The sequence below is a fragment of the Acinetobacter sp. BWR-L5 genome, assembly GCF_039655985.1.
GTDB classification, from domain to species: domain Bacteria; phylum Pseudomonadota; class Gammaproteobacteria; order Pseudomonadales; family Moraxellaceae; genus Acinetobacter; species Acinetobacter johnsonii.
In genome coordinates, this window is sequence record NZ_JAGFEV010000005.1 from 206,030 (window position 1) to 230,643 (window position 24,614).

At 41.8% G+C, this 24,614-nt stretch carries 19 protein-coding genes and 6 tRNA genes; 9 read left to right on the plus strand and 16 right to left on the minus strand.

Annotated elements, in window-relative coordinates; translation table 11 throughout:
- Positions 1-58: 58 nt before the first annotated feature.
- The 3 genes from nirD to JZ787_RS10860 all read right to left on the minus strand — a co-directional run bounded on the left by nirD (position 59) and on the right by JZ787_RS10860 (position 5,727).
- The gene (gene nirD, locus JZ787_RS10850; protein WP_346312352.1) at positions 59-1,669 is read right to left on the minus strand and encodes a nitrite reductase small subunit NirD; all 1,611 of its coding nucleotides are present in this window, start codon (positions 1,667-1,669) and stop codon (positions 59-61) included.
- 96 nt (positions 1,670-1,765) lie between these two features.
- Positions 1,766-4,312, minus strand: a complete 2,547-nt coding sequence (nirB, locus tag JZ787_RS10855; protein ID WP_346312283.1) for a nitrite reductase large subunit NirB — start codon at positions 4,310-4,312, stop codon at positions 1,766-1,768.
- Positions 4,313-4,377: 65 nt separating this feature from the next.
- Positions 4,378-5,727, minus strand: coding sequence for an MFS transporter (locus tag JZ787_RS10860; protein ID WP_346312284.1), 1,350 nt, complete (start codon positions 5,725-5,727; stop codon positions 4,378-4,380).
- A gap of 612 nt (positions 5,728-6,339) precedes the next feature.
- On the opposite strand from JZ787_RS10860, the gene JZ787_RS10865 reads away from it, so the two are divergent.
- The 3 genes from JZ787_RS10865 (at position 6,340) to JZ787_RS10875 (ending at position 8,476) form a co-directional block, all read left to right on the plus strand.
- The gene (locus tag JZ787_RS10865) at positions 6,340-6,927 is read left to right on the plus strand and encodes an ANTAR domain-containing protein (protein WP_004696311.1); all 588 of its coding nucleotides are present in this window, start codon (positions 6,340-6,342) and stop codon (positions 6,925-6,927) included.
- A 3-nt stretch (positions 6,928-6,930) separates the two neighbouring features.
- Entirely contained in the window at positions 6,931-7,914 is a 984-nt protein-coding gene (locus JZ787_RS10870) for an ABC transporter substrate-binding protein (protein ID WP_346312285.1), read from the plus strand.
- Positions 7,915-8,197: 283 nt separating this feature from the next.
- Positions 8,198-8,476 carry a hypothetical protein gene (locus tag JZ787_RS10875; RefSeq protein ID WP_168158899.1) on the plus strand — a complete coding sequence of 93 codons (279 nt, stop codon included), beginning with the start codon at positions 8,198-8,200 and terminating at the stop codon, positions 8,474-8,476.
- A gap of 23 nt (positions 8,477-8,499) precedes the next feature.
- On the opposite strand, the gene JZ787_RS10880 is transcribed toward JZ787_RS10875, so the two are convergent.
- From JZ787_RS10880 to hrpA, 3 genes are read right to left on the minus strand one after another with little or no spacing between them, the layout of a single operon-like run.
- On the minus strand, positions 8,500-9,273 hold the full coding sequence (locus tag JZ787_RS10880) for a 1-acyl-sn-glycerol-3-phosphate acyltransferase (RefSeq protein ID WP_346312286.1): 774 nt from the start codon (positions 9,271-9,273) through the stop codon (positions 8,500-8,502).
- Positions 9,274-9,279: 6 nt separating this feature from the next.
- Complete coding sequence (locus JZ787_RS10885) at positions 9,280-10,392, minus strand: beta-ketoacyl-ACP synthase III (RefSeq protein ID WP_218288284.1); 1,113 nt, start codon at positions 10,390-10,392, stop codon at positions 9,280-9,282.
- 30 nt (positions 10,393-10,422) lie between these two features.
- Positions 10,423-14,340 (minus strand): ATP-dependent RNA helicase HrpA, encoded by a 3,918-nt coding sequence (gene hrpA, locus JZ787_RS10890; RefSeq protein WP_346312287.1) that lies wholly within the window; start codon positions 14,338-14,340, stop codon positions 10,423-10,425.
- Positions 14,341-14,684: 344 nt separating this feature from the next.
- On the opposite strand from hrpA, the gene ahpC reads away from it, so the two are divergent.
- From ahpC to JZ787_RS10905, 3 genes are all read left to right on the plus strand, one after another.
- A complete protein-coding gene (gene ahpC / locus JZ787_RS10895) occupies positions 14,685-15,248 on the plus strand; it encodes an alkyl hydroperoxide reductase subunit C (protein ID WP_004982189.1) in 564 nt (187 codons plus the stop codon).
- Positions 15,249-15,452: 204 nt separating this feature from the next.
- Positions 15,453-16,184, plus strand: a complete 732-nt coding sequence (gene gloB, locus JZ787_RS10900; protein ID WP_234950417.1) for a hydroxyacylglutathione hydrolase — start codon at positions 15,453-15,455, stop codon at positions 16,182-16,184.
- A 489-nt stretch (positions 16,185-16,673) separates the two neighbouring features.
- Positions 16,674-16,877 (plus strand): hypothetical protein, encoded by a 204-nt coding sequence (locus JZ787_RS10905; RefSeq protein WP_004696295.1) that lies wholly within the window; start codon positions 16,674-16,676, stop codon positions 16,875-16,877.
- A 130-nt stretch (positions 16,878-17,007) separates the two neighbouring features.
- Here the strand turns inward: JZ787_RS10905 and JZ787_RS10910 are convergent.
- From JZ787_RS10910 to JZ787_RS10945, 8 genes are all read right to left on the minus strand, one after another.
- Positions 17,008-17,092, minus strand: a tRNA-Leu gene (locus JZ787_RS10910).
- A 33-nt stretch (positions 17,093-17,125) separates the two neighbouring features.
- Positions 17,126-17,199: transfer RNA gene (locus tag JZ787_RS10915), tRNA-Trp, on the minus strand.
- A gap of 35 nt (positions 17,200-17,234) precedes the next feature.
- A tRNA-Leu gene (locus JZ787_RS10920) sits at positions 17,235-17,319 on the minus strand.
- A 189-nt stretch (positions 17,320-17,508) separates the two neighbouring features.
- Positions 17,509-17,593, minus strand: a tRNA-Leu gene (locus JZ787_RS10925).
- 33 nt (positions 17,594-17,626) lie between these two features.
- Positions 17,627-17,700 (minus strand) — tRNA-Trp (locus tag JZ787_RS10930).
- A gap of 35 nt (positions 17,701-17,735) precedes the next feature.
- Positions 17,736-17,820 (minus strand) — tRNA-Leu (locus tag JZ787_RS10935).
- A gap of 107 nt (positions 17,821-17,927) precedes the next feature.
- Positions 17,928-18,752 carry a protein kinase gene (locus tag JZ787_RS10940; RefSeq protein ID WP_346312288.1) on the minus strand — a complete coding sequence of 275 codons (825 nt, stop codon included), beginning with the start codon at positions 18,750-18,752 and terminating at the stop codon, positions 17,928-17,930.
- Complete coding sequence (locus tag JZ787_RS10945) at positions 18,727-20,238, minus strand: DUF3336 domain-containing protein (protein ID WP_346312289.1); 1,512 nt, start codon at positions 20,236-20,238, stop codon at positions 18,727-18,729. The genes JZ787_RS10940 and JZ787_RS10945 overlap by 26 nt, the downstream gene beginning before the upstream one ends.
- Before the next feature lie 204 nt (positions 20,239-20,442).
- Between JZ787_RS10945 and JZ787_RS10950 the strand changes: the two genes are divergently transcribed.
- The gene (locus JZ787_RS10950; protein WP_346312290.1) at positions 20,443-21,315 is read left to right on the plus strand and encodes an ATP-binding protein; all 873 of its coding nucleotides are present in this window, start codon (positions 20,443-20,445) and stop codon (positions 21,313-21,315) included.
- 159 nt (positions 21,316-21,474) lie between these two features.
- Here the strand turns inward: JZ787_RS10950 and JZ787_RS10955 are convergent, their stop codons facing one another.
- The gene (locus JZ787_RS10955; RefSeq protein ID WP_010327090.1) at positions 21,475-22,143 is read right to left on the minus strand and encodes an isochorismatase family protein; all 669 of its coding nucleotides are present in this window, start codon (positions 22,141-22,143) and stop codon (positions 21,475-21,477) included.
- Positions 22,144-22,690: 547 nt separating this feature from the next.
- Complete coding sequence (gene tsaD / locus JZ787_RS10960; protein ID WP_346312291.1) at positions 22,691-23,707, minus strand: tRNA (adenosine(37)-N6)-threonylcarbamoyltransferase complex transferase subunit TsaD; 1,017 nt, start codon at positions 23,705-23,707, stop codon at positions 22,691-22,693.
- A 145-nt stretch (positions 23,708-23,852) separates the two neighbouring features.
- On the opposite strand from tsaD, the gene rpsU reads away from it, so the two are divergent.
- Both rpsU and JZ787_RS10970 read left to right on the plus strand, forming a co-directional pair.
- Positions 23,853-24,068: a 30S ribosomal protein S21 gene (gene rpsU, locus JZ787_RS10965; protein ID WP_001136722.1), complete on the plus strand. Its 216-nt coding sequence runs from the start codon at positions 23,853-23,855 to the stop codon at positions 24,066-24,068.
- A 33-nt stretch (positions 24,069-24,101) separates the two neighbouring features.
- The gene (locus tag JZ787_RS10970) at positions 24,102-24,548 is read left to right on the plus strand and encodes a GatB/YqeY domain-containing protein (RefSeq protein ID WP_004982206.1); all 447 of its coding nucleotides are present in this window, start codon (positions 24,102-24,104) and stop codon (positions 24,546-24,548) included.
- The last annotated feature ends 66 nt before the right edge of the window (positions 24,549-24,614 follow it).

Consider the following 24,614-nt stretch of genomic DNA (forward strand, 5'->3'; position numbering starts at 1 on the left):
TTTCCACGTATCAAATTAACTATTAGAAAATCTATCCCCCTCCTTTCAAGAGGAGGTTTTACCCTGCTTTTTTTAATGCAAAATCTTTACCAAATAACAATTTATTTCGAATTGAGGAAATTGGGGTTTGATCCGAAATAAGTTCTGCATACCAAACACCATCTTCGGTATCCCCAAACAACACCGCACCAACGACCTTATCCTTTTGAATAATAATGCGTTTATAAATCTGACGTTTTTCATCATTTAAAATGATGTCTTCAAAGTCATCCTTCGGTTCAAAATTACCCGCTGAGAACACATCACAGCCACTTACCTTTAACTGTGTCGGAACAGTTGGTGCTTTGAACGTTAAGCTGCCATGCTCCGCCAAATGTGAGGCACAAATGAACGCCTGCCCCCAAAGTGGCTCAACCAAGCCAAAAGTCTGGCTACGATGTTCAATACACTCCCCCACGGCGTAAATACTTGGGTCAAAAGTCTGCATGGTGTCATTCACCAACACACCACGGTTACAGCGTAGTCCTGCACTTTGTGCAAGTGCTATGTTCGGACGAATACCAACTGCAAATACTACAAGATCCGCCTCTAGGACTGTACCGTCTTTCAAGCGAATTTGAGTGACATGACCATCTACACCCACCAATGCTTCAGTATTGGCCTCAGTGATAATGGAGATACCCTTTTGTTCAATACTATGGCGTAACATTTGGCTAGCTTTACTGTCTAATTGACGCTCCATAATGCGATCCATCAGATGTAAAACGGTGACATTCATCCCGCGTTGTTTGAGGCCATATGCAGCTTCAAGTCCCAACAGTCCACCACCGATTACCACGGCATTTTTCTTGGTCTTGCAGTAATCCAGCATGGTGTTGATGTCGTAGATATCTCGGAAACTAATGACACCTTTCAAATCCGATCCAGCAATTGGAGGAATAAATGGTTTCGAGCCTGTCGCTAAAATTAAACGATCATAATCAACCACTTCACCTTTTTCGGTATAGACCTGCTTACGAGGACGGTCTATACGTACCGCAGGGTCACCCGCAATGAAACGAATCCCTTTGTCGCTATACCATGCATGTGGATGTAACATGATGTCGTCAATGGTTTTATCGCCTGACAATACAGGCGATAACATAATACGGTTGTAGTTTCCCCAAGGCTCTTCACCAATTACGGTCACTTCATAACGATCTGGTGCCATATCGAGCAAATCTTCCAAACAACGCATCCCCGCTAGGCCATTACCAACCAGCACCAACTTCATTTTTTCCTGAGATGCACCTGTGTTTGTGATGTAGGTTTTTTGTGGTGTCGGACTAATCCACACTCGGCCATTTTCAATTTTACTTGGAAAAACCAACAGTTTCTGATCTTTATCTTCCAAACAACGTCCTGTCGCCAAGCTAAAATGCTGTTTATAAATGGGCGATGCCACCACACGCTCACCTTGCAAATCACCAATAATGCCGCGCGACATTACAAAAGCTTGGCTAAATGGGTCTTGATTGCTCAAGGCATATACCCGCTTTTCAGCACCGACACGAAAAATAGCAATTTGCTGATGTTCAATAAGTGCACCTACGCCAGTGTTTGGCGTTACATCATCTAACGCACAGACATCAACCCAATTTAGCTCATTCATTTCTTTTAAAATTGTCATCATCTTGATCCTTTTTAAACTTATTCATTCATTTATTCCCTCTATCTTTGCTTTTGAGAGAGTGCTGAAGAAAGAAGTTTGAATACCCTAATTTTGTTAAGCTTCAACCACTGGAATACGGCTACGATCTCGTTCAGCCTCAGTTTTAGGACGAATCTGGCCACGAACTTCTGCAAACTGAATATGCGGATCTTGTTGTTGCTCAGCTTTGGCATTGATGAAAGTCACGAAGCGTTTACGTACTTCTGGGTCTTCAACAGCCGTACGCCATTCATCTTGATAAGTCACCACCACATGGCTCATACGACGTTCTAGTTCAGCAGCTAGACCTAAAGAATCATGCACAACCACATCTTTGAGATAATCTAAACCACCTTCCATGTTGTCGCGCCATACCGAAGTTCGTTGTAAACGGTCTGCGGTTTGCACATAGAACATAAAGAATCGATCGATGTATTTAATTAAAGTTTGGGTGTCAAGATCCGAAGCCAATAACTCGGCATGGCGAGGCTTCATCCCGCCATTACCACAAACATACAGGTTCCAGCCTTTTTCAGTGGCAATCACACCGACATCTTTACTTTGTGCTTCGGCACATTCACGGGTACAGCCTGAAACAGCCATTTTTAATTTGTGCGGTGAGCGCAGTCCTTTGTAGCGGTTCTCTAGGAAAATAGCTAAACCAACCGAGTCATCCACACCGTAACGACACCATGTGCTGCCGACACAAGACTTCACTGTACGCAGCGATTTCCCATACGCATGGCCTGACTCAAAGCCCGCAGCGATGAGCTTTGCCCAAATTTCAGGAAGTTGGTGAATTTGCGCGCCAAACATATCGACACGTTGCCCACCAGTGAGCTTGGTATATAAACCATATTCTTTGGCAATTTGCCCCACAGCAATTAACCCGTCAGGCGTCACTTCACCGCCTGCCATACGTGGAACTACAGAATAAGAACCATCTTTTTGAATATTTCCTAGGTAGTAGTCGTTACTGTCTTGTAGACCTGCATGGCTTGGTTTCAAAACAAAGTCATTCCAACACGACGCTAAAATATTGGCTGCAGTTGGCTTACAAATATCGCAGCCCAAACCATGACCATGTTGTTGAATCAAGTCATCAAAAGTTTTGATTTCATTGACCCGTACCAAGTGATACAGCTCTTGACGTGAGTAAGCAAAGTGCTCACAAATATGGTTATTCACGGTCACGCCTTGGCGTTGTAATTCAGACTTCAGTACTTGAGTGACCAGTGGCGCACATCCACCACATGCTGTAGCTGCTTTGGTACATTTTTTTAGGGCACCTAGAGACGTTGAACCCTCGGCAATTGCACTACAAATATCGGCTTTAGAGACGTTATTACATGAGCAAATGGTTGCACTGTCTGGCAGCAAATCAACTCCACTGCCGCCAGATTTACTTGAAGATTGTGCATAACCTGGCATGATTAAACTTTCAGGATTTTCTGGAAGTGCTAAACCATTCAGCATCATTTGTAGTAAGTCGTTGTACTCTTTTGCACAGCCCACTAAAACTGCACCAAGTAGCTTGGTCTTTTCGGCATTTACCACGATTTTTTTATAGACTTGTGTGTCTTCGTCGGCATAGAAATAACTGAGTGCATTTGGTGTCATCGCATGTGCATCACCGACAGAAGCAACATCAACGCCCATCAGTTTCAACTTGGTGCTCATGTCTGCACCTGCAAATTCAGCACAAGCTTGTTCAGTGACATGTTTTGCTGCAATACGTGCCATGTCATAGCCTGGTGCCACCAGACCATAAATTTTGTTTTGCCACAGTGCACATTCACCAATGGCGTAAATATCTGGATTTGACGTTTGGCAATAATCATTAATCATGATCCCGCCACGCTCCCCAAGCGCTAAACCACTTTGACGTGCCAACTCATCACGTGGGCGAATACCAGCTGAGAACAAAATGATGTCTGTTTCAAGCTCAGAACCATCACCAAATTTCATCACATGCTTCGTCGTTGCACCTTCCTCAATTGATGAAGTTGCTTTTTGGGTATGGACTTTTACGCCTAAGTTTTCAATTTTTGCACGTAGAACCTTTCCGCCCAAGTCATCAATTTGAACCGCCATGAGACGTGGTGCAAACTCAACCACATGGGTTTCCAAGTTCAAATCACGTAGCGCCTTAGCGGCTTCTAGGCCTAATAAACCGCCACCAATTACCACACCTGATTTCGCATTGAGACTTGCAGCACGAATCGCATCTAAGTCTTCAATGGTTCGGTAGACAAAGCAGTTTTCACGGTCATTACCCGAAATAGGCGGAACAAAAGCATATGAACCTGTTGCCAAGATTAGTTTGTCAAAACGAAGAACATCACCATGATTCGTCGTCACCGTTTTATGGCTTTGATCAATTGCAACCGCTTTGGTATTCAAACGTAGATCAATGCCATAAGCATCAGCAAAATCTGCACGACAAAGGGTTAAATCCTTTGCCGATTTACCACTGAAATATTCAGTTAAATGTACGCGGTCATAAGCCAAGCGCGGTTCTTCGGCCAAGATGGTAATTTCAACATCATCACCCACATGTTCGAGTACTGATTCGATAAATTTGTGGCCAACCATGCCATGACCAATCATGATGATTTTCATATTCTTTCTCCGCAATATTTCATTTGTTCTGCCTAAGCCTTGAGGCTTGGGTTTAATCTCTTTATTTAGTTTTGCGCTTCAGCAATGCTACGATCATGTACTGCTTGTTCGAATAAGCGCTGTTCCTTTTCTTTATGCTCAACAGAGAAGCGAATCATCAGGACAAAACTTGCTGCGATGACCACCAAGCCACCTAAAATCATCAGTGTGGTTTGAATATCCAACATACCTTTGAGTAGGAACCCTGCTGCCACTGCACCAACGTTCCCCCCTGCGCCAATAATGCCTGCCACACCGCCCAAGGCATCACGATCAATGAAAGGCACCAAAGCGTAAGTTGCACCACATGCCATGTGCGTGAACAATGCAAAGACTGTCATTGCGAGAATCGCAAAGATAGGGGTATTCATTTGAGAGAATAGGACGAGGAAGAGACCTTCCAGCAAAATCATGCCAAACAACACTTTGGTACGACCATCAAGCCCTTTTTTGGTTGCGACTTTGTCTGACACAATGCCACCCAAAGCACGAGCAAACAGCGCTAGTAGGCCGAAAATACCTGCCGCCATTCCCGCTTCTTTTAAACCAAAGCTAAAATGGTCGACGTAGTACATCGCGACAATGTTGTGAATAAATATTTCAATCCCGAAACACGCGGCATAAGCGCCAAATAGAATCCAAACACGGTAGTTTTTCGCAGCATGCATCAGAATCGCTACACCACCTTTTTTATCTGAACCAACACTGGCACCCTCTGCACGAAGTTCTTTGAAGTTGCCTTGTGGACAATCTTGAGTAAATTTCCAGTACATCAAACCCACGATCAGCATCAGGACACCCGGAACAATCAGTGCAATTCTCCAGCCCATCGCTTGCTCTACACCAAACATCACCAAGGCACCGAGCATCAATGGCATAAGTACTTGTGTTGCACCACCGCCTGCATTACCCCAGCCTGCTGTCGCTGCGTTTGCAGTCCCGACTACGTTTGGCGCAAACATAATGCTGGTGTGATACTGAGTGATGACAAAGCTTGCCCCAATCGCACCAATCAATAGACGGAAGAACAAAAAGGATTCATAGCTATTTGCAGACGCGACTCCAAAGACTGGAATGCTGCCGAGTACAAGAAGTGCGGTATAGGTTTTACGCGGGCCGTATTTATCACACAATGGCCCCACAATAAGACGAACTAAAATGGTGATGGCTACAGCAGCAATATTAATATTGGCAATTTGATCTTTGGTTAAATGAAATTCACCCGCAATCACTGGCATCAGCGGCGCACAAGCGAACCAAGCAAAGAAGCAGACAAAAAAGGCGAGCCAACTCATGTGGAAGGCTCTCATTGCTGCGCCGTTAAAACTGAAAAGACTTATTTTTGTTGCTTTTTTAGCATGTAAATTTGAAGACATAACCTTCTCCAGACTGAACTGAGCGTATAGTTTTTCTACAGCACAAATACTTGCGATGTAGAAGCGATCAGAACGGACGTCGTTGGCCGTCTTACAAATTTGATTTAGAGTCGTCTTTGACTCATTAGGGATAATGCAACGAGTGTGCCAATATTTCTAATTTAATTTTAATCTGTTGTTTTTTAATATTTTATTTAAAATAAAATCTTATACTTCGATATAAGCAGCTCTTTTTATTTTTAAAGCACAACAGCTAATTTTTCCGACTTTTTAAAACCCTGCTACCTCTTGGTGCATTTTGCATTATCGATGAGCATCTGCTTTATCAAATAAACGACATTGCTTTGTTCTAAGCACGACATCTAGAAATTCGCCCTTAGACGTACAAATCGACTGAGAACATCAACACTTCAATTTACTGAATCCATATCCGTAAACTCTTTCATGAAAACTCCGATCACAACATATGCAACATGCATACTTTGTCTGTAATCGCGACCATAAAGATTGACTGCCTGATTCGAGATAAAGCTGGCATTTGTTAAGTTTGGCATTTAAATTGCTTGTACACTTTTAGATCTCATTTTCAGGTTTTCCTGAGCACTGTACAGTATGCCTAAACTGAAAATTGCATTGATTGATGACAATCAAGAACGCGCACAATATATTCGAAGTTCCCTCATCGAACATGATTTCGATGTAGTTGCCTGCCTGATTATCGATCACATCAATATTAGCCGCCTTGAACAATTAAGTGCGGATGTCATTTTGTTAGATATGGACCATCCGCAACGTGACATCATTGAAAGCTGTGTAAGCCAATTTAATCTGCCCACTGTTTTATTTACTAAAAATAGTCATAAAGACACCATTAAAAGTGCCATAGATGCTGGGGTGACAGCTTATATTGTGGATGGGATTGATCCTTCAAAGTTAGAAAATATTTTAGAAATCTCAATCGAGCAGTTTCGTAAACACAAAAAGTTGCTCACAGACTTACAAGACACCAAAAATAAACTCGCCGATCGTAAAGATGTGGAGCGTGCGAAAGTCTTACTGATGCAATTACATGGGCTATCTGAAGACGATGCCTTTCAATTGCTGCGTAAAAATGCCATGAGCCACCGTATGACCATCGGTGAAATGGCAAGACGTCTATTGGATGCTCAACAGCTTTTACAATCTCAACTCAAGGACTAAGTCATGGCTCAACTCGAAAAGTCACAACTTCATCTGGGCTATATTCCACTTTTAGACTGTGTTGCTTTACTATGGGCTAAACAACGCGGTTTTTTTGAGGAAGTAGGCTTAGACGTAAGCTTAGTCAAAGAAGCGTCTTGGGCAAGCTTAAGAGATCGTTTGGCTTTTGGTTTTCTAGACGCCGCACATTGCTTATCTGCCATGTTGCCTGCTACCGCACTCGCTCAAGATCAACTCGGTATTCCTCTACAAACCCCTCTCGTCTTAAGCTACAACAGTGCTTTTATCAGCTTAAGCCAAAAACTATGCTACGCGCTTGATATCAAAAAAACTGACGATGCAGCCACCACTGCACAAAAAGTTTTTAGCGTCATGCAACATGAACAGTATCTTCCGATTGCCCATGTGTTTAAGCAGTCTATTCATCATTATTGTTTACGCGAGTGGTTGGCGTTGGCCAATCCTGAATTTGCCAAACGCGTACATTTACGCACTTTACCGCCACCCTATATGGTGGAAGCCATTTCAAATCAATTGATCGATGGTTTTTGTGTTGGGGAACCTTGGAACACACAAGCGGAAATTCAAGGCTATAGCCAAATCATTGCGACTGGCTCAGAAATTATTCCTCGCGTCGCAGACAAAGTACTGGCTGTGACTCAAGAATGGGCTATCTCCAATCCTAATACACTTGCAGCCCTCGTCCAAGCCATCCAAAAAGCACAAGTTGAACTTAAACAAATGCAAGATCTTGAGCCTGTTTGGCAAGTCTTGGTCGATTACAACATCATTCGCTTTGCGTGTTCAGCAAGTGTTCACGTCGAAAAATATCACCTGATTCAGAACATCATTCGTAGTTTTATTCCCGAACAAGTCCAGCCGCAAGTTTCGGATTTTGTTTGGCTCACACAGCAAATGCAAAAATGGGATGATGTAAATTTAGATAGTGATGAAATTCACAGTATTAGTGAAAATTGCGTCATTTAAGAAAATACTTGATTTTTAAATTATTACTACATGTTACTTAAGACGTAATTACGCACTATTTTGAAACATTTATTCTGAATAATATTTTGAAGTAAATCTGTGATCTAACTTTACTACCACTTTATTAGACATTTTTCTTTAGCTTCCATTTATCTGAGCGTGCTATTTACTCATGCGAAAAGCACGTTAAGATATTTTAAAACATGAAAACAATAGATAAATAATCTTCATCACAACTTCTTTTTTAAACGTCAAACTAACCCAAGGACAGCGGGGGTGCATTATGTTTACCGAGGAAAATCGACATGTTTCTTTATTACATGCGATTAACAAAATACTGATTAAAGACTGGGATCCCCTGTGTATCTATCGCAATCCTGCACTACAAGATGAGTATGAGGAATACTTACCCAGTTTATTTCAATTCATTTGTGAACAAGCCAGTGAAACTGAAATTTTTGAATATTTATGGTGGGTGGAAAATAAGGTTATGGAAGTCAAAGGGAATAAGACCCATACTTTAAAAATTGCACATTTGTTGAAAGATTTACAGGAAGACTAAGCAGATTTTACGCCTGTAAATGCTCAATCAAATCGGTCACCATGTTGCTGTTGACGCAATACTCTTAAGTCTGCAAGCCCAGTATAAATTTCTGCTGCAATCAAGTCGCGGAACTGCTGTAACTGTTCTAGGTTTTCAATATGCATCAAACTTTGTCTGGGCATAAACTTAAAATAAAAAGGCAAGCGTTTCGGAATCAAATGTTTCGGCAAAGATGGGATCACCTCCCCTTTACGCAGTAATCGATTTAACTGCGGCACTTGTAGCAACTTTTGAAAATATTGGTGCTGAACCACTTTATTAGCATCAAAACCAATATCAAAGACTTCATCTCCACCTAACGCGGCAAACGGCACAATGTCATAGCCAAATTCTTGAGCAAGTTTTAAAAAGCCGTAGCGCTGTTTCCAAATCAGGTGGTACTGTTCGCCCTCACGTTTTAGAACTTCGCGTCCGCCACCAGGAAAAACCAAAATGGAATAGCCTTGTTGCATGGCTTCACGTACATAGGCTGGGACACCATCGACTGCACCAAATTTTTTCACCACACTGCGCCACAGCGGCAAATAAAAATGGCTATGATCAGCAATACTGACCACAGCCACTTGATGCTCATTATAGAGATAATCAATCAACATAGGTGAATCAAGCACACCATACATAGAATGATTTCCTACATACATTGCAGGTTGTGATGCATCTAACTGTTCAGCACCGATAAATGTCGGTGTGAAATAAACTTTGGATAAAGCACTCAGACGTTTAATCCATTTTGCATCATGTTCAACCTGCAACATACGGGCTTATGCGACGTGTTTTTTCACAAGCACAGCTCCAACAGAGTAACCTGCGCCGAATGAACACAAGACACCGTATTCACCGTCATTGACTTGGTCTGCTGTGCGGTGCAACGCAATAATGACACCTGCTGAAGAGGTATTTGCAAACTCATCTAAAATGATCGGTACTAAATCAGGCTGAGCATGTTCTTTGCCTACGACCAATTTCAAAATCAGCTCATTCATGCTGGCATTGGCTTGGTGTAACCAGAAACGCTTCACATCAGTCGGTGCAATGTTGTTTTTCTCAAGTTGCGCTGTAATCATTTTGGCAACCAGTGGACAAACTTCTTTGAACACTTTACGACCGTCTTGAGCGAAACGATTGTTTTCAATGTCTGCATCGACTTCACTTAAGTTTAGGAAACCAAAGTTATTGCGGATGTTGTTTGAGAACTGGGTGAATAAGTTAATGTCTTCAATTTCAAAACCAGTTTTGCTGTCGGTTTCTTCAATGATTGAAGCGGTTGCAACATCACCAAAGATAAAGTGACAATCACGTGAACGGTAGTCGGTATGACCAGAGGTGATTTCTACATTCACCAATAATACACGGCGTCCGCCTGCTTTGATCGCATCATAGGCTTGTTTAATGCCAAAAGTTGCTGCCGAACAAGCCACGTTCATGTCATAGGCATAGCCTTGAATACCAAGTGCAGTTTGAATTTCAATCGCAACAGCCGGATAAGCACGCTGTAAATTAGAGCACGATAAAATCACGACATCGATATCTTCTGCAGTTACGCCTGCATTTTCCATCGCTTGTTTTGCAGCGATCACACCCCATTCGGCTTGAATCGAGAGTTCATCATTTGAACGTTCATGTAACAATGGACGTAAACGCTTCGGATCTAAGATCCCTGTTTTCTCAACCACATAACGACGTTTTACACCAGATGCTTTTTCAATAAACTCTGCGCTTGACCCACGACGGGCTTCCAACTCGCCCGAAGCAATTTTGTCAGCATTGTCTAGGTTATACTGTTCCACATAAGCATTTAAACTTTCAACTAACTCTTCATTGGTAATGATGTCTTCAGGATGATAAAGACCCGTACCTGTAATGCGGATGCCCATGTAAAACTCCTTCTTTAAATTACCTATATCTTAACTGATTCCAAGCTTTTCCCATACTTTTTGCAAGCGAGTCGGAGAAATGGGCATCTTTGTCTTCATCGGTTGAGAGAATAAAGAAATCCGAAACTCCTCAACCATGAAATACAATTCTTTAAGGCGAGTGTCATTTTTAAACTTAAATAATTTTTCCATCCACGGGTCAACTTGATCAATGGCAGAATTATCCCTCTGTAGGTTATTGGGCAGGCGCTCCAAACGCAAGACCAATGCTTTCAAATATCGAGGAAATTCAAGCCAGATGTCGGAAGATTTCACATAAACAAAGTTTGATAAGCACATCAAATCTAGCTGATCTTCAACATCATCAATATTTTTCCCAAACACTGCATCATCTAAGACCAACAACTTTCGACGTATATCCTGCCATTGAATATAGATCTCTGTCACATCTGCCAGTGCTTTTTGCCCATGGGTCAGAAAAGTTTTTTTGACATTTGCAAGCAAGTTTTCAAACTCTTGTGCATTGACCGGCAGTTCATGAATCGACATTTGCAGTGTGGCATAAACTAACATTTGCTCCAGCTGCGCCTTATCGCCCAAAGGTGAATACGCCAATGCCAAAGGTTTGGAAATTTGTTTTTTCAACTGACGGACCAAATCCCCCAGCTGTATATGCACCAAACGAAGTACACCCTCGCGGTGCTGTTTAATCGCCTCAGCTTGATCATTAAAGGTCTGAATCACGACACCGGACTCATCCTTTTGTTCCAATACTGCAAAGGCCTTGGTCGGGACTAAAGCTTGATACTGCTTCACCACCACGCCCGTCACTTTTTGTGATGCTTCAAACACAAAATTTTCAGGAAAAGCTTGAAACTCTCCTTTGAGCTGTTTGACTGGACTATGGGTTTCCGTTCGGCAGCGCGCTTTTAACTCAGACAAGTCACGACCTTGTTCAATCACACGGCCTTTGTCATCAATGACTTTAATCAGCGGCAATAAATATTGTTCAACCCGATCAAAGCTAAAGTCTTTTTCAGTGATTTGTTCACCACGTAGCTGGAAGGCTAAAAAACTAAAAATATGCTGCTGCAAATGCATCGCATCTACTTTCGCCATTAGCTTTGCAGCCGTATCAGGGATAGGCACCAAGTGACGACGTTTATCTTTAGGTAATGCTTTGAGTAAGGCTTCCATTAAATCCTGACGCCAGCCGGGAATGCCCCACGACCACAAGTTTTCATCCACCTGAGGCAAGGCTTGCAACGGAATTTTCACTGTTGCACCATCTTCGTCATGGCTTGGATCAAAACGGTAACTGGCCGCAAGGCGCAGTTCGCCATTGCGTAAAAAATCGGGGAATTGTTGTGTGGTTGGACGGTCGTTCATCCACAGCGCATCATCATCGATAAATAAATAACGTGGGTTTTGCGGTTCAACCGTTGCGCGCCAGTCTTCAAAACTACGACGGCTTGCCACATCTTCAGGAACTTTAGCCGCATAAAACTGGTAAATAGTCTCTTCATCCACCACCAAATCACGGCGGCGTAGCTTATCTTCGACCCGCTCTACTTCTTCAAGTTTAAGCAGGTTGTGTTTTAAAAATGGTGGCGTAATGCCCAAATGTCCTGTCGTCAGTGCATCTCGAAGGAAAATTTCATGTGCTGCAACATGGTCGACTTTTTCATAGTTGATTTGACGTTTCGGCTCAATAATTAAGCCAAATAGTGAAATTTGGTCATAGGCATTGACCACACCTGCTTTTTTCGACCAGTGCGGCTCAAAATAGTGGTGCTTGAGCAAATCACCTGCTGCAAGCAAAATCCACTCAGGTTCAATTTTTGCCAGTGTACGAATGTAGACCTGTGAGGTTTCTACCATCTCAAAAGCCATGACCCAAGGCGTATTGGTCTTATGTAAAGTAGATGCTGGAAAAATGCGGGCCTTTTGCTGACGTACCGCCATAAACACATTGCGTTCATCGGTTTTATTGGCAATAAAAGACAACAAACCTGTTAAAAGCGCACGGTGTAAATTTTCATAACTGGCTTTTTTTTCATTAAAAGACAGCTTTAAGCCTTTTGCTAAATCGACCAATTGCTCATGAGTTTTCTTCCACTCACGTAGACGCAACCAACTTAAAAAGTGATTACGCGCAAAAGTACGACGTTTGTTTTCACTCATGTCTCGGTTGGCAACCAGTGCTTCCCAAAGTTTGATATAAAATAAAAAGTCAGAATCGGCTTCACGGAACAATGCATGTTTTTGATCTGCTTGCATTTGTTTATCCGCAGGGCGTTCACGTGGGTCTTGTACGGCCAAGGCAGCAACGATCACCAAGACTTCATTCAACACACCAAAATGTGCCCCACCCAAAATCATACGGGCCAAACGTGGATCAATTGGCATTTTGGCCATTTGTTGACCAATTTTGGTTAATCCACCTTGTATGCCTCCTTTACCTACAGAAGAAGATGTTACGGACTGCTTTTCATCTGTAACTTTTGGCGGATTCTTATCAGACATAGCCCCAAGTTCAACCAACAACTTACGACCATCGTTGACTAAACGATGATCTGGCGGCTCAATAAAATCAAAATCTTCTAAAGCACCCAGCCCTAAACTTTGCATCTGTAAAATCACTGAAGCTAAGTTCGTTCGCTTAATTTCGGGTTCAGTAAACTCTGGGCGACTTTGAAAGTCTTCCTCAGAATACAAACGAATACATACACCTGGAGCAATACGACCACAACGACCTTTACGCTGATTTGCTGCGGCCTGAGAAACTGCTTCAATCGGTAAACGCTGTACGCGTGAACGATAGTTATAGCGAGAAATACGCGCAAAACCACTGTCAATCACATAACGAATATTGGGTACAGTCAGCGCTGTTTCTGCAACGTTGGTGGCGATAATAATGCGTCGCCCGCCACCTGATGGATTAAATATTTTTTGTTGTTCAGCTAAAGCCAAGCGCGCATATAAAGGTAAAATTTCTGTATGTCGCGGTCCATGCTTTTGCAAAGTTTCTTGTAACTCACGAATCTCTTGTTCGGTACTGGCAAAAATTAAAGTATCGGCATATTCAGGATGTCCTTTTTCTTGTGCATCCCGAAAACATTCCTCTACAGCTTGCACGACAGCACGAGGCAGGTTTTCTTCAAAGTCATCAAACTCATCATCATCACTACCGACAATGCTCATCTCAGATACAGGGCGATAACGTAGTTCGACTGGAAAGCTACGACCTTCTACTTCAAAAATAGGCGCATTGTTAAAGTACTGACTAAAACGGTTTACATCTAAAGTTGCCGAAGTGATGATGACTTTTAAATCTTTACGGCGAGGCAAAAGCTGTTTGAGATAACCCATGATAAAGTCGATATTGAGCGAACGCTCATGCGCTTCATCGATAATAATGGTGTCGTATTTATTGAGATAACGGTCATTGGCCAGCTCTGCCAGCAAAATACCATCCGTCATTAAACGGACGATCGAATCCTGCGACCCTTGTTCATTAAAGCGAACTTTAAAGGAAATCGACTCGCCAAGTTTCTCACCAACTTCTTCCGCAATACGCTGGGACACGCTACGCGCAGCCAAACGACGTGGCTGTGTGTGACCAATCAGACCGGTTAAACCACGACCCGCCAACATTGCAATTTGCGGTAGCTGTGTGGTTTTACCCGAACCCGTCTCCCCTGCAACGATAATCACTTGATGCTCTTGAATGGCATCAATTAACTTGTCTGCATACTGCGTAACAGGCAGGTCTTGATTCAGTTTAATATTCGGAATGCGTTCAATACGCTCTAGAACTTTTAAATGCGACTGTTCAAATAATGCTTGATATTGCTTTTCGTTGGCATCTTTTCCTTTTTTGAGTCGGTTTAAACGATGACGGTCTTTGACCATCACCAATTGCTCTATATTTAAAGGACGCTGCACAGAAAAAATACCTACATCAAAAACATCAATCGCTTAGTTTACGTGGTAATACAGCGAAGCGAAAGTACAGCATAATTTTTTAATTTTAACTTTTTTTCAAATATCCCCTTGAATTTTAAGCCTAGGGACATCATGTCTGTAGACGAGTTGCGGAATAGATGATTTTGTCATTTGGTCATCATATTTATCATGCTAAATGAACAGAATGATCACATTCGCTGAAATAGTCTGGAGTAAGATTCGGTTTTTCCGATTCTTGTAATGTAAAAATACTGTTTCAGCAATAACAAAAATTTCGATACCCTATTCAACATTAAATACAAACCCCAATCATGGAGACAATGATGAGCTTGATTAATACTGAAGTAAAACCATTCGCAGCTACTGCATATCACAACGGTCAATTTGTTGACGTAACTGAAGCAGATCTTAAAGGCAAATGGTCTGTAGTATTCTTCTACCCAGCTGACTTCACTTTCGTTTGCCCAACTGAACTTGGTGACCTTGCTGACAACTACGCTGAATTCCAAAAATTAGGCGTGGAAATCTACGGTGTTTCTACTGACACTCACTTCACTCACAAAGCTTGGCACGACACTTCTGAAGTTATTGGTAAAATCCAATACCCATTAATCGGCGACCCAACTTGGACTCTTTCTAAAAACTTCGACGTTCTAATCGAAGCTGCTGGTCTTGCTGACCGTGGTACTTTCGTAATCGATCCAGAAGGTAAAATCCAGATCGTTGAAATCAACGCTGGTGGTATTGGTCGTGATGCTCAAGAATTACTTCGTAAAGTTAAAGCAGCTCAATACGTTCACGCTCACCCAGGTGAAGTTTGCCCAGCTAAATGGAAAGAAGGCGAAGCAACTCTTGCTCCTTCAATCGACCTAGTAGGTAAAATCTAATCTAAATTAGATTGAACACATAAAAAACCACGCTTTTTAGCGTGGTTTTTTATGGCCAAGATAACAGCACAATATGACAAGAAAGAGAAAAATATAGAATAAGAAAGAGCTATCCTTTATGCGTTACACATAATTCATGACTGGAATTCAGTGCTTGTACCCGCTACAGTAGAATGAATACATGCAGCTCTTTGAAGAATAAAAATGACTTATCAAGTTCATATGATTGATGTGAAAAACCAACTCCAAAACTATATTTGGCTACTGGAACACACCTCATCAAAGCAAGTCGTGGTGGTTGATCCAACTGAGGCTGGATTAGTTGAAGATTATTGCACTGAACATGGCTTAAACATTGCTCAAATTTGGCTGACTCATTGGCATAAAGACCATATTGGCGGTGTCTCTGACCTGATTGCGAGTCGGAATATTCCTGTGTATGGGCCACGTGAGGAATTATCTAAAATTCCATTCATCACCCATGCATTGATGGATGATGACTATTTTTCATTTCATGATTTACATGTCGACGTTTTAGCAGTTCCAGGCCACACACTGGGCCATATTGTGTACTTTATTGAATCTATCCAGACTTTATTTTGCGGTGACACTCTGTTTGCTATGGGCTGTGGGCGAGTGTTTGAAGGTACACATGAGCAGATGTACCATTCGCTCAATCGTTTAGCGGCTTTACCTGCCGAAACCAAAGTCTATTGTACGCACGAATACACGCTCTCTAACGCGAAGTTTGCCATCCATGTTGAACCAGACAATATCGCCATTCAAGAACGTTTAGACCGTGTCGAAACCATGCGTTATTTGGGGCAATGTACCCTTCCAAGCAGTATTGAGATCGAACTCGAAACCAATCCTTTTTTACGTACAGAAAATGTTGAAGAGTTTAAACGACTGCGTGATCTGAAGGATCAATTTTAATTGGTCTCCGCCTTCTAGAGACTGCTGACTAACGCAGTCTCCTATTATGTATGTATGCTTCTATTGAGTTATAACGATCAGTTTGGGCTCCCACCCTTAACCTTTGAGCTCTCAAAATTTCAACCTACGCAGTTTCAAGCCACACGATGCCTGAATCGAATGATCACGAGCAAGGCTGTTTGAAAATACTGTCACAAAAGACCCAGCCTTTGAAAAAAATCATTACATTTCTATTTATGACAAAATACTTCTCTATCACGAACGCACATAATTCCATTGTATTGAGACTCATCTCAAAATATTATTATTTTTCATCATGATAAAATTATTTTAAACAATGAAAAACTATCGTTTATGCTTTCTATACGTTTTCGCCTTAGTTTAGATTGCTTTAAAAAGAGACAAAAACAAAAATATATAAAAAAATCCCCTTTAAAAAAGCGTGAAATATCCCTATTAATAATTTATCAGTGAAAAAGGAATATCCTCGTGAAAAAAGTAGTGAAAGCAAAAAACCTCATCGCCTTTCGTATTTGGCTAGAGAAATTAGGTTATTCAGTTAAAACTTTAGCAGACAACCGTGGCTTTACTTTTAGCTTTAAAAAAGAATATGGACTGGTGACTTGCGACCTAGCGGGCAATAACTTAGCCATGCAGCTCGGTGAAGAATTCGAAGACCATTTGAAAGCCTAAAATTGCTCCATACTTACTTCGCGTGACGAATCAAAATTTAGCCCCTTAAAGGGGCTTTTTTTATATATGAATCATCTATTAAATTTTAGGCAATAAAAAAGCAAGGCTTAATACCTTGCTTCATTACTGATGGTGGGGACGGAGAGACTCGAACTCTCACACCTTGCGGCGCTGGAACCTAAATCCAGTGCGTCTACCAATTTCGCCACGTCCCCATCAGGGTGCTAACTTTGCGTTAGACTTTAAGTTGGCAGAGGATCAAGGATTCGAACCTTGACGAACGGTTTTGGAGACCGTCATGCTACCATTACACCAATCCTCTATTGCCTTATAAACCATCTTAATTCAAATGATTTATGGTGGGGACGGAGAGACTCGAACTCTCACACCTTGCGGCGCTGGAACCTAAATCCAGTGCGTCTACCAATTTCGCCACGTCCCCAATGGCTGTGTATATTATAGCGATAGACACTATATGACAAGCGCTTTTATAAGCAATCACCCGCTTTTCTGTCATAAAATCGACAGTTGAATCTATTTTTATGCTCTATCTGTATAAAAAGACTATTCAGCTCTTTACTAAATTTTAGGCAATAAAAAAGCAAGGCTTAATACCTTGCTTCATTACTGATGGTGGGGACGGAGAGACTCGAACTCTCACACCTTGCGGCGCTGGAACCTAAATCCAGTGCGTCTACCAATTTCGCCACGTCCCCATCAGGGTGCTAACTTTGCGTTAGACTTTAAGTTGGCAGAGGATCAAGGATTCGAACCTTGACGAACGGTTTTGGAGACCGTCATGCTACCATTACACCAATCCTCTATTGCCTTATAAACCATCTTAATTCAAATGATTTATGGTGGGGACGGAGAGACTCGAACTCTCACACCTTGCGGCGCTGGAACCTAAATCCAGTGCGTCTACCAATTTCGCCACGTCCCCAATGGCTGTGTATACTATAGGGATCATTTTCGCATGACAAGCAATTTTTAAGAAAAACACACTCATTTGATTAAATAAGAAACAATAATCATATACTTGGCTTTTTCTCATTCAATTTCAGTCATTAAGCATCGTTTTGCAGCCATGGTATTTTGCCATCTTTGGCTTTTTTGCTTAGCTAAAAGTCGCTGTAAAAGTGGACTAAAACCCTGAAAAGGTTCTGGAAGCGCTATCTTCAAAAACTGACAGTGTAAATACGCCCAATCTTGGTAGCTTGATGCCTGCAAACGTTGATCAGTCAACCACTCAAGTAGAATGATCCCGAGTGCATACAGGTCGGTTTGTACGGTCTTTGCTTCACCATGAAATAATTCAGGTGCCATATAGCGCGGTGTCGCCGTTAGAGCCTTTTGACAGCTTATTTCACCAATTCTTTGGCTCTGCTCAAAATCAATTAATTTACATGTAGAACCATCTAACAAAAAATGCGAAGCTTTTAAATCAGCATGAATCCACCCCATCTGATGTAATTCTTCAACAGCATTCAGCATTTTAAAAATGATATGAATGACATGATCACGACTTAACTGATGGGGATTCGCCATAAGTAAGGATGGAACATCTTTTAAGATGAGTGCGGCTTTCACCAGCTCTGAGTGAAACTCAAAATTTTCAAGGATTTGCACTTCAGGCAAGAACTTTGGCAGTTGCAGCATCGCAAGTGCATGTTGATAAAAACTAAGTTCAGTGTCAAAGCCGTTAATTAGCGCCACATGCTCTGATAGCGACTGATACTTTAACCAATACCCCTGCCCTGCAACTTCAAAGCGATAAAGCCTTCGCCCCCAGCCCAAACGCTGAGTCGGAGTATGAAGCGACATCGCGAGAGCATTTAATTCTTGACGATTAAACTGCCAAGAATTCGGATTCATTCATCTCTGCCGTATCCAATGCAGTTAAGACCTCTAAACAATGTTGTATAGTTTTCCCGACACGAGCATGTGTTTCAATCATTGAGATTTTTGGCCAAGTTGCACGTTCGCCTTCACGTTGTAAGAGCTTAAACAAGTGTGGTCTTGGATTTTGCAGCATATAACTATAATGGCGCAGGCCATATTTCCCTACAATGTTCACATCGCCATAATAACGCTGATCCACCACGCCATAGCCATGATCCAGTAAACGGCGGATCGGTGGAATCATCCCCACACGCTCACGGGCAAAGTCCATCACCCCTTTACTAATCACTTTGCCTTGTCTGCGTACAATTCGTTCAGGCCAGCTCAACATGTCTTTACGAAACCGTGCTTCATCCGACTGCATAAACGGCACCACATGTGGGTTCACTTGACTGGCAATGGTGTAGTTTAAATTGTATAAACGCGCCATTTTTTCCTGCGGGAAATCGCTACGCACACTACCATCGACCCAGCGTGTCGAAGACATATAGGGAGTATATAAGCCATCATGTCGCTTACTGGTGAGCTTGACTGGTGGAAATAGAATCGGCACTGCACAAGACGCGAGCACCGCACTCCACACCAATAAGTCAGGTGAAGTAAAGGTATTCATAATGCGTGGATTTTGTGAGGCATCATAAGGCGCAACCGCTACATTGTTATATAAGCCTGACTGCTTAAAGGCCTCTTCAAAGGTAACGTCACCCAAATTTGCAATTAAAAAGTTTTTTAAATGCTTTACATCCGCTAAGCCGCCATTGCCCTTTAAGACCTCACGAAAGCCTCGAAATTGAAAAGCATCGGTAAAAAAGTTTTCACCATTTAAGATGCTCAGCATTTCTGCAGGCGTTGCTCGCCCCAGCATCGCTGTCATAATGGCACCCGCACTTGAACCAGACAGTACTTTCGGCATCAGGTCTTGCTCAAGCAAAGCCTTACACACACCTGTATGAAACAGTCCTAATGTTGCACCGCCTGAAAACATCATGGCTGGTTGCCCAAAAGCTTTTTGGCAGTGCTGAAAAAATTCAATTTTTTGCTGTTTATCTAAACACTGGCAATCTGTAGATGCTACAAATGCTAAACCCAAACTGACTTCTTCAATATAGTCTTCAATAATTTTTTTGGTGCCGACATAGGTTGCGGTAAACAACATGGGATGAGCAATATTGGCAATGTCGTAACTCAAACCTTCTCGTAGCAGGTACATTAAATCGGTCGTACGCTTTTGTTGGCGATAACGCTTCAACAAACCCAAACGATGGGTAATCACTTCTGCATCGAAATAAGGTGAACAGTTGTCATACTTCCACTCTTGCGCCCCTGACTCTTCATCAATTCTAAGTGCAATGCTTTTCCACTCAGTATAGTTCTCTGCCTGAGCCAATTGGTTTTTCAGTTTTTTGATTCGATAGGCTTGGTGCGGGTTGATTTCCCGTGTGAAATCTTTAAACAACATATTCATCCTCACCCACTTTTTTTGTTTTCCTAAAATTTCACTGACACGTTCAACCGTCAGTCTAACTGACTATGTGCAAATTATGTGAGCATTACAATTGCCATTTCAACCCTAAAATTGGCAAATCTGCACCACGTTAAGGGTTTGATGCGGCTAGATCGGATGTTAAGATCAACGACAAGTGTAATTATAAGCTGATTAATCATGGCGACCATTGACCTACCGAACAATATCTTAGAAGCACTATCGACTGTACTCCAACAACTACAGCAAAGCCTACCAGAAGTTAAACAAGCACCTGATTTTTCAGCGATTGCCTTTAAATGGGAAAATGGCGAGTTAAAAGCGATTCATCAGCTCAAACGAATCGAATTAAATGATTTAAAAGGCATTGAGCGTCAAAAAGAAAAAGTACTGCAAAATACAGAACAGTTTCTTAATGGTTTACCTGCCAATGACGTCCTGCTTACTGGCTCTCGCGGGACAGGCAAGTCCTCTATTGTGCGTGCTTTATTAACGGAATACGCAGAGCAAGGCTTAAGGCTGATTGAAATTGAACGTGATGATTTATCCGAACTGCCTGAAATTCAAAAGCTAATTGCAGAGCGCCCTGAAAAGTTTATTGTGTATTGTGATGACTTGGCTTTTAACGCCGAAGATGAAAACTATCGCAGTTTAAAAAGTGTGCTGGATGGATCTTTGCAGTCAGGTTCAAGTAATTTTATTATCTATGCCACCAGTAATCGTCGTCATTTACTGCCTGAGTTTATGCATGAAAACACACCTGTGACTCGAGTCGACGTACCGCAGTACACTGAACTGCATCCACAAGAAGCGATTGAAGAAAAAATTTCACTCTCCGATCGTTTTGGATTATGGCTGTCTTTTTATCCAATGGATCAAAACTTATATTTGGACATTGTGCAGCACTACTTAGCAAAAGCTCAAATCGCCATGGACGATATGGTACGAGCCGAAGCGCTTCGTTGGTGTCAGTCGCGTGGACAACGCTCTGGACGTGCCGCGTATCAATTTTCTAAACACTGGGTCGGTTCACAACAATTAAAACAGCTTTAGGATAAAAATACTGATAGGAACTTAAGCATCTATTTTATCTAATTTTTACGACTAACAGTTCAGTCTAATCAAATAAATAACCCAAATTCCGCATTAGAATTTGGGTTATTTATTTGAAAAAATGAGGGATGAATATCAGTTCAAATAGCTTTGATCTGATTATTGATATTTATCTAAGTTTGTTTCTGGCCCATCTTTGACCACAGCTTGCGCTTTTGCATAACTCTCCATTAAGCATTTATATTCTGGGCAGACATGATCTGAAAGAATTTCGGCAAAACGGGAGCCTTCAGGACGGTTCCAAGTACGCATTAACTCGGCCACAATCGCAAAAGTATCGGTTGGAATTGCGCCCGCTTGGGTCACACGAGCAATTGATGTATCTGTGGCTAATTTGCTCCAGTTACCTGATGCATCCACAACACAATAGACGTTATAACCTTCTTTACGAGCGCTTACAGCAGGGAAAGTCATACATACACTGGTCAGCGTTCCAGCAATAATCAGTGTCTTCCTACCCGTTTTTTTAACTTCATCTACAAATAAGGGATTGTCCCAAGTATTAATTTGTCCAGTACGTGGTACATAAACTGCATGCGGAGCAAAGTGATGAATTTCAGGAATTAAAGGGCCATTGGGGCCGTCAGGTACAGAAGCCGTGGTAATTACAGGTATATTTAATAAAGTTGCTGCTTTTGCAATTGCAATCACATAATTGCGTAAGTCGGGTACAGGTACATCGCGTACGGTATTAAAAAGTCCACTTTGATGGTCAATCAGTAGAATTATCGAATCATCAGGGTCTAGCATTCCATTAGTAGCCGCCATGGGTAACACCTCTAAAATTTTCTTCTAATTATGTACTTCCATTGTTGTAATGAAAGTTCCTAAGACAGACCGTCATAGCTTTGTGATTTATACGACCAAGATATTTTTAATGAAATCTACATCTGCCTTTCATATAAACTAAAGAATATCCTTAAGCTCAGGAAGCTAAATCATGTTACTTGTTGTAATTGGCCTTCGTGGCTTTGAGTTTTATCCTCGTATAGAAATAAAAATTTAAGAAAAATACAAACTATTAATATTAATCAATACCTTAAAACCATATAAAATAAAATTTTAATTAAATTCAGAAATACTCAAAGTCTTAATCTCTTGAGATCAATCAAAAACCACGCTAGGCATACTTATCCCCAATTTCTATGGATAAACCTATGGGTAAATACTTTTAACTTGGTGCTAAGCTACATTTAAGTGAGTCAAAAAATATTCTTAAAGTCTAAGCAGCGCATTTTTAAAAGCCCTTTGGTAAAGACCTAAATGTAAAAAAGCCCAACATTTAGTCGGGCTTTAAACTGATCAAATGAAAGTCTTAGACTTCACTGGGATTAGTCAACTCAGTCATTGGCCAGCGTGGTGTTGTCGTTACAGCTAAACCATCTTGCTGTCCTGCTTTTAAACGCTGATAACCAGCAAAAGCAATCATAGCGCCATTGTCCGTACAAAGTGCAGGTTCGGCATAGTAAACCTGAGCACGAATCTTGGTTAAATCTGCTTCCAAACGCTCACGTAAACGTTTATTGGCACTGACACCACCTGCGATCACTAAGCGTTTTAAACCTATTTGCTTCAACGCTTTCACAGATTTTTTAACTAAGGTATCCACGATAGCTTCTTGGAAACTCGCTGCAATATCCGCATCACGGTTTTCGTCACCGAGTTTTTTCATTTGCACAGATACGGCTGTTTTTAAACCACTAAATGAAAACTCCAAACCTTGATGCAGCATTGGACGTGGGAAAGCAAAGGCATTCGGATCACCTTGCTCAGCCAGTTTTGAAATATTTGGGCCACCTGGATACGGTAATCCCATCATTTTCGCAACCTTATCAAAGGCCTCACCTGCAGCATCATCAATCGACTCCCCCAATAATTCGTACTGTCCAATCCCATAGGCAGCCATCAATTGAGAATGTCCACCTGAGACCAAAAGTGCTACAAAAGGAAATTCTGGCGGCGTTTCCGATAAAAGTGGTGCCAACATATGCCCTTCCATATGATGCACACCAATTGCAGGTTTATTTAAAGCAAAGGCCAAAGTTCGACCAAACAGCGCACCTGTCATCAGCGCGCCCATCAAACCTGGGCCACGCGTATATGCCACGGCATCAATTTCAGATTTTTTTACACCACTTTCTTCAAGCAGTTGATTCATCAATGGAATCAGCTTACGCACATGGTCACGCGATGCCAACTCCGGCACCACACCACCATACTCTGCATGCAGTTTAATTTGGCTGTACAGCACTTGCCCACGTAAACCCGACTCGCTGTCATAAAGGGCAAGTCCTGTTTCATCACAAGATGTTTCTAAGCCTAAAACGATCATTAAACTGCCTATAACCTGTATCAAATCTATTGCGTGAACCATTATAGACTTGTGGTATGAGATGTAAATGAGTAAAATACTGACCTTCACTTGTGATCAGGGCAATGTCGCCCAGATCTTATCCATAACTTAATGAGGATTCTTCATGCCACAAGTTAAATTGAAAGAAGGCGAACCAGTAGACGTAGCTATCCGTCGTTTCAAACGTTCATGCGAAAAAGCGGGCGTTTTAGCTGACGTTCGTAAGCGCGAATTCTACGAGAAACCAACTCAAGAACGTAAGCGCAAAAAAGCTGCTGCTGTTAAACGCTACCAAAAGAAATTGGCGCGTGAATCAGTACGTACTACTCGCCTTTACTAAGATTAATTTGTGATTGACTGCCTGGACTAAATAATGACTACTTTAAAAAGCCAAATAACTGAAGTTTTGAAAGCCACTATGCGTGCTAAAGAAATGGATAAGTTAACGGTAATTCGTGGTCTACAGGCGGCAATTAAGCAAATCGAAGTCGATGAGCGCAAAGAACTTGACGACGCTCAAGTTCTTGCGGTCATTGAAAAACAAATTAAACAACGTAAAGAATCGATCAAAGCCTTTGAAGGCGCTGGTCGAGAAGATTTAGCTAGTAAGGAACAAGCCGAACTTGAGGTTTTATCTCAATTTCTACCAGAAGCTATGACTGAGGAAGAACTTGATTCCATGATTGCGCAAACGATTGCAGCGCAAGAAGCTACTAGCATGAAAGATATGGGTAAGGTGATGAATTCTCTGCGTCCGCTCATAGCCGGGCGCGCCGATCCTTCTCAAGTTTCAGCAAAAATTAAAGCAAAACTGGCTTAATTTAAAAATCTTTAAATCGATTACGTTGAACTGACCTTAAAAAGGCAGTTCAAAGTTTTATTTTCT

Excerpts from the sequence above, each read along its gene's own strand:
- JZ787_RS10950 (WP_346312290.1), top strand. The coding sequence starts at position 20,443 with ATGGCGACCATTGACCTACCGAACAATATCTTAGAAGCACTATCGACT.
- JZ787_RS10945 (WP_346312289.1), bottom strand. The coding sequence starts at position 20,238 with ATGTTGTTTAAAGATTTCACACGGGAAATCAACCCGCACCAAGCCTAT.
- JZ787_RS10970 (WP_004982206.1), top strand. The coding sequence starts at position 24,102 with ATGACTACTTTAAAAAGCCAAATAACTGAAGTTTTGAAAGCCACTATG.
- nirB (WP_346312283.1), bottom strand. The coding sequence starts at position 4,312 with ATGAAAATCATCATGATTGGTCATGGCATGGTTGGCCACAAATTTATC.
- JZ787_RS10880 (WP_346312286.1), bottom strand. The coding sequence starts at position 9,273 with ATGTTGCAGGTTGAACATGATGCAAAATGGATTAAACGTCTGAGTGCT.
- nirD (WP_346312352.1), bottom strand. The coding sequence starts at position 1,669 with ATGACAATTTTAAAAGAAATGAATGAGCTAAATTGGGTTGATGTCTGT.
- tsaD (WP_346312291.1), bottom strand. The coding sequence starts at position 23,707 with ATGATCGTTTTAGGCTTAGAAACATCTTGTGATGAAACAGGACTTGCC.
- JZ787_RS10865 (WP_004696311.1), top strand. The coding sequence starts at position 6,340 with ATGCCTAAACTGAAAATTGCATTGATTGATGACAATCAAGAACGCGCA.
- JZ787_RS10885 (WP_218288284.1), bottom strand. The coding sequence starts at position 10,392 with ATGGGCATCCGCATTACAGGTACGGGTCTTTATCATCCTGAAGACATC.
- rpsU (WP_001136722.1), top strand. The coding sequence starts at position 23,853 with ATGCCACAAGTTAAATTGAAAGAAGGCGAACCAGTAGACGTAGCTATC.
- ahpC (WP_004982189.1), top strand. The coding sequence starts at position 14,685 with ATGAGCTTGATTAATACTGAAGTAAAACCATTCGCAGCTACTGCATAT.
- JZ787_RS10940 (WP_346312288.1), bottom strand. The coding sequence starts at position 18,752 with ATGAATCCGAATTCTTGGCAGTTTAATCGTCAAGAATTAAATGCTCTC.
- JZ787_RS10875 (WP_168158899.1), top strand. The coding sequence starts at position 8,198 with ATGTTTACCGAGGAAAATCGACATGTTTCTTTATTACATGCGATTAAC.
- JZ787_RS10860 (WP_346312284.1), bottom strand. The coding sequence starts at position 5,727 with ATGTCTTCAAATTTACATGCTAAAAAAGCAACAAAAATAAGTCTTTTC.
- JZ787_RS10870 (WP_346312285.1), top strand. The coding sequence starts at position 6,931 with ATGGCTCAACTCGAAAAGTCACAACTTCATCTGGGCTATATTCCACTT.
- JZ787_RS10955 (WP_010327090.1), bottom strand. The coding sequence starts at position 22,143 with ATGGCGGCTACTAATGGAATGCTAGACCCTGATGATTCGATAATTCTA.
- gloB (WP_234950417.1), top strand. The coding sequence starts at position 15,453 with ATGACTTATCAAGTTCATATGATTGATGTGAAAAACCAACTCCAAAAC.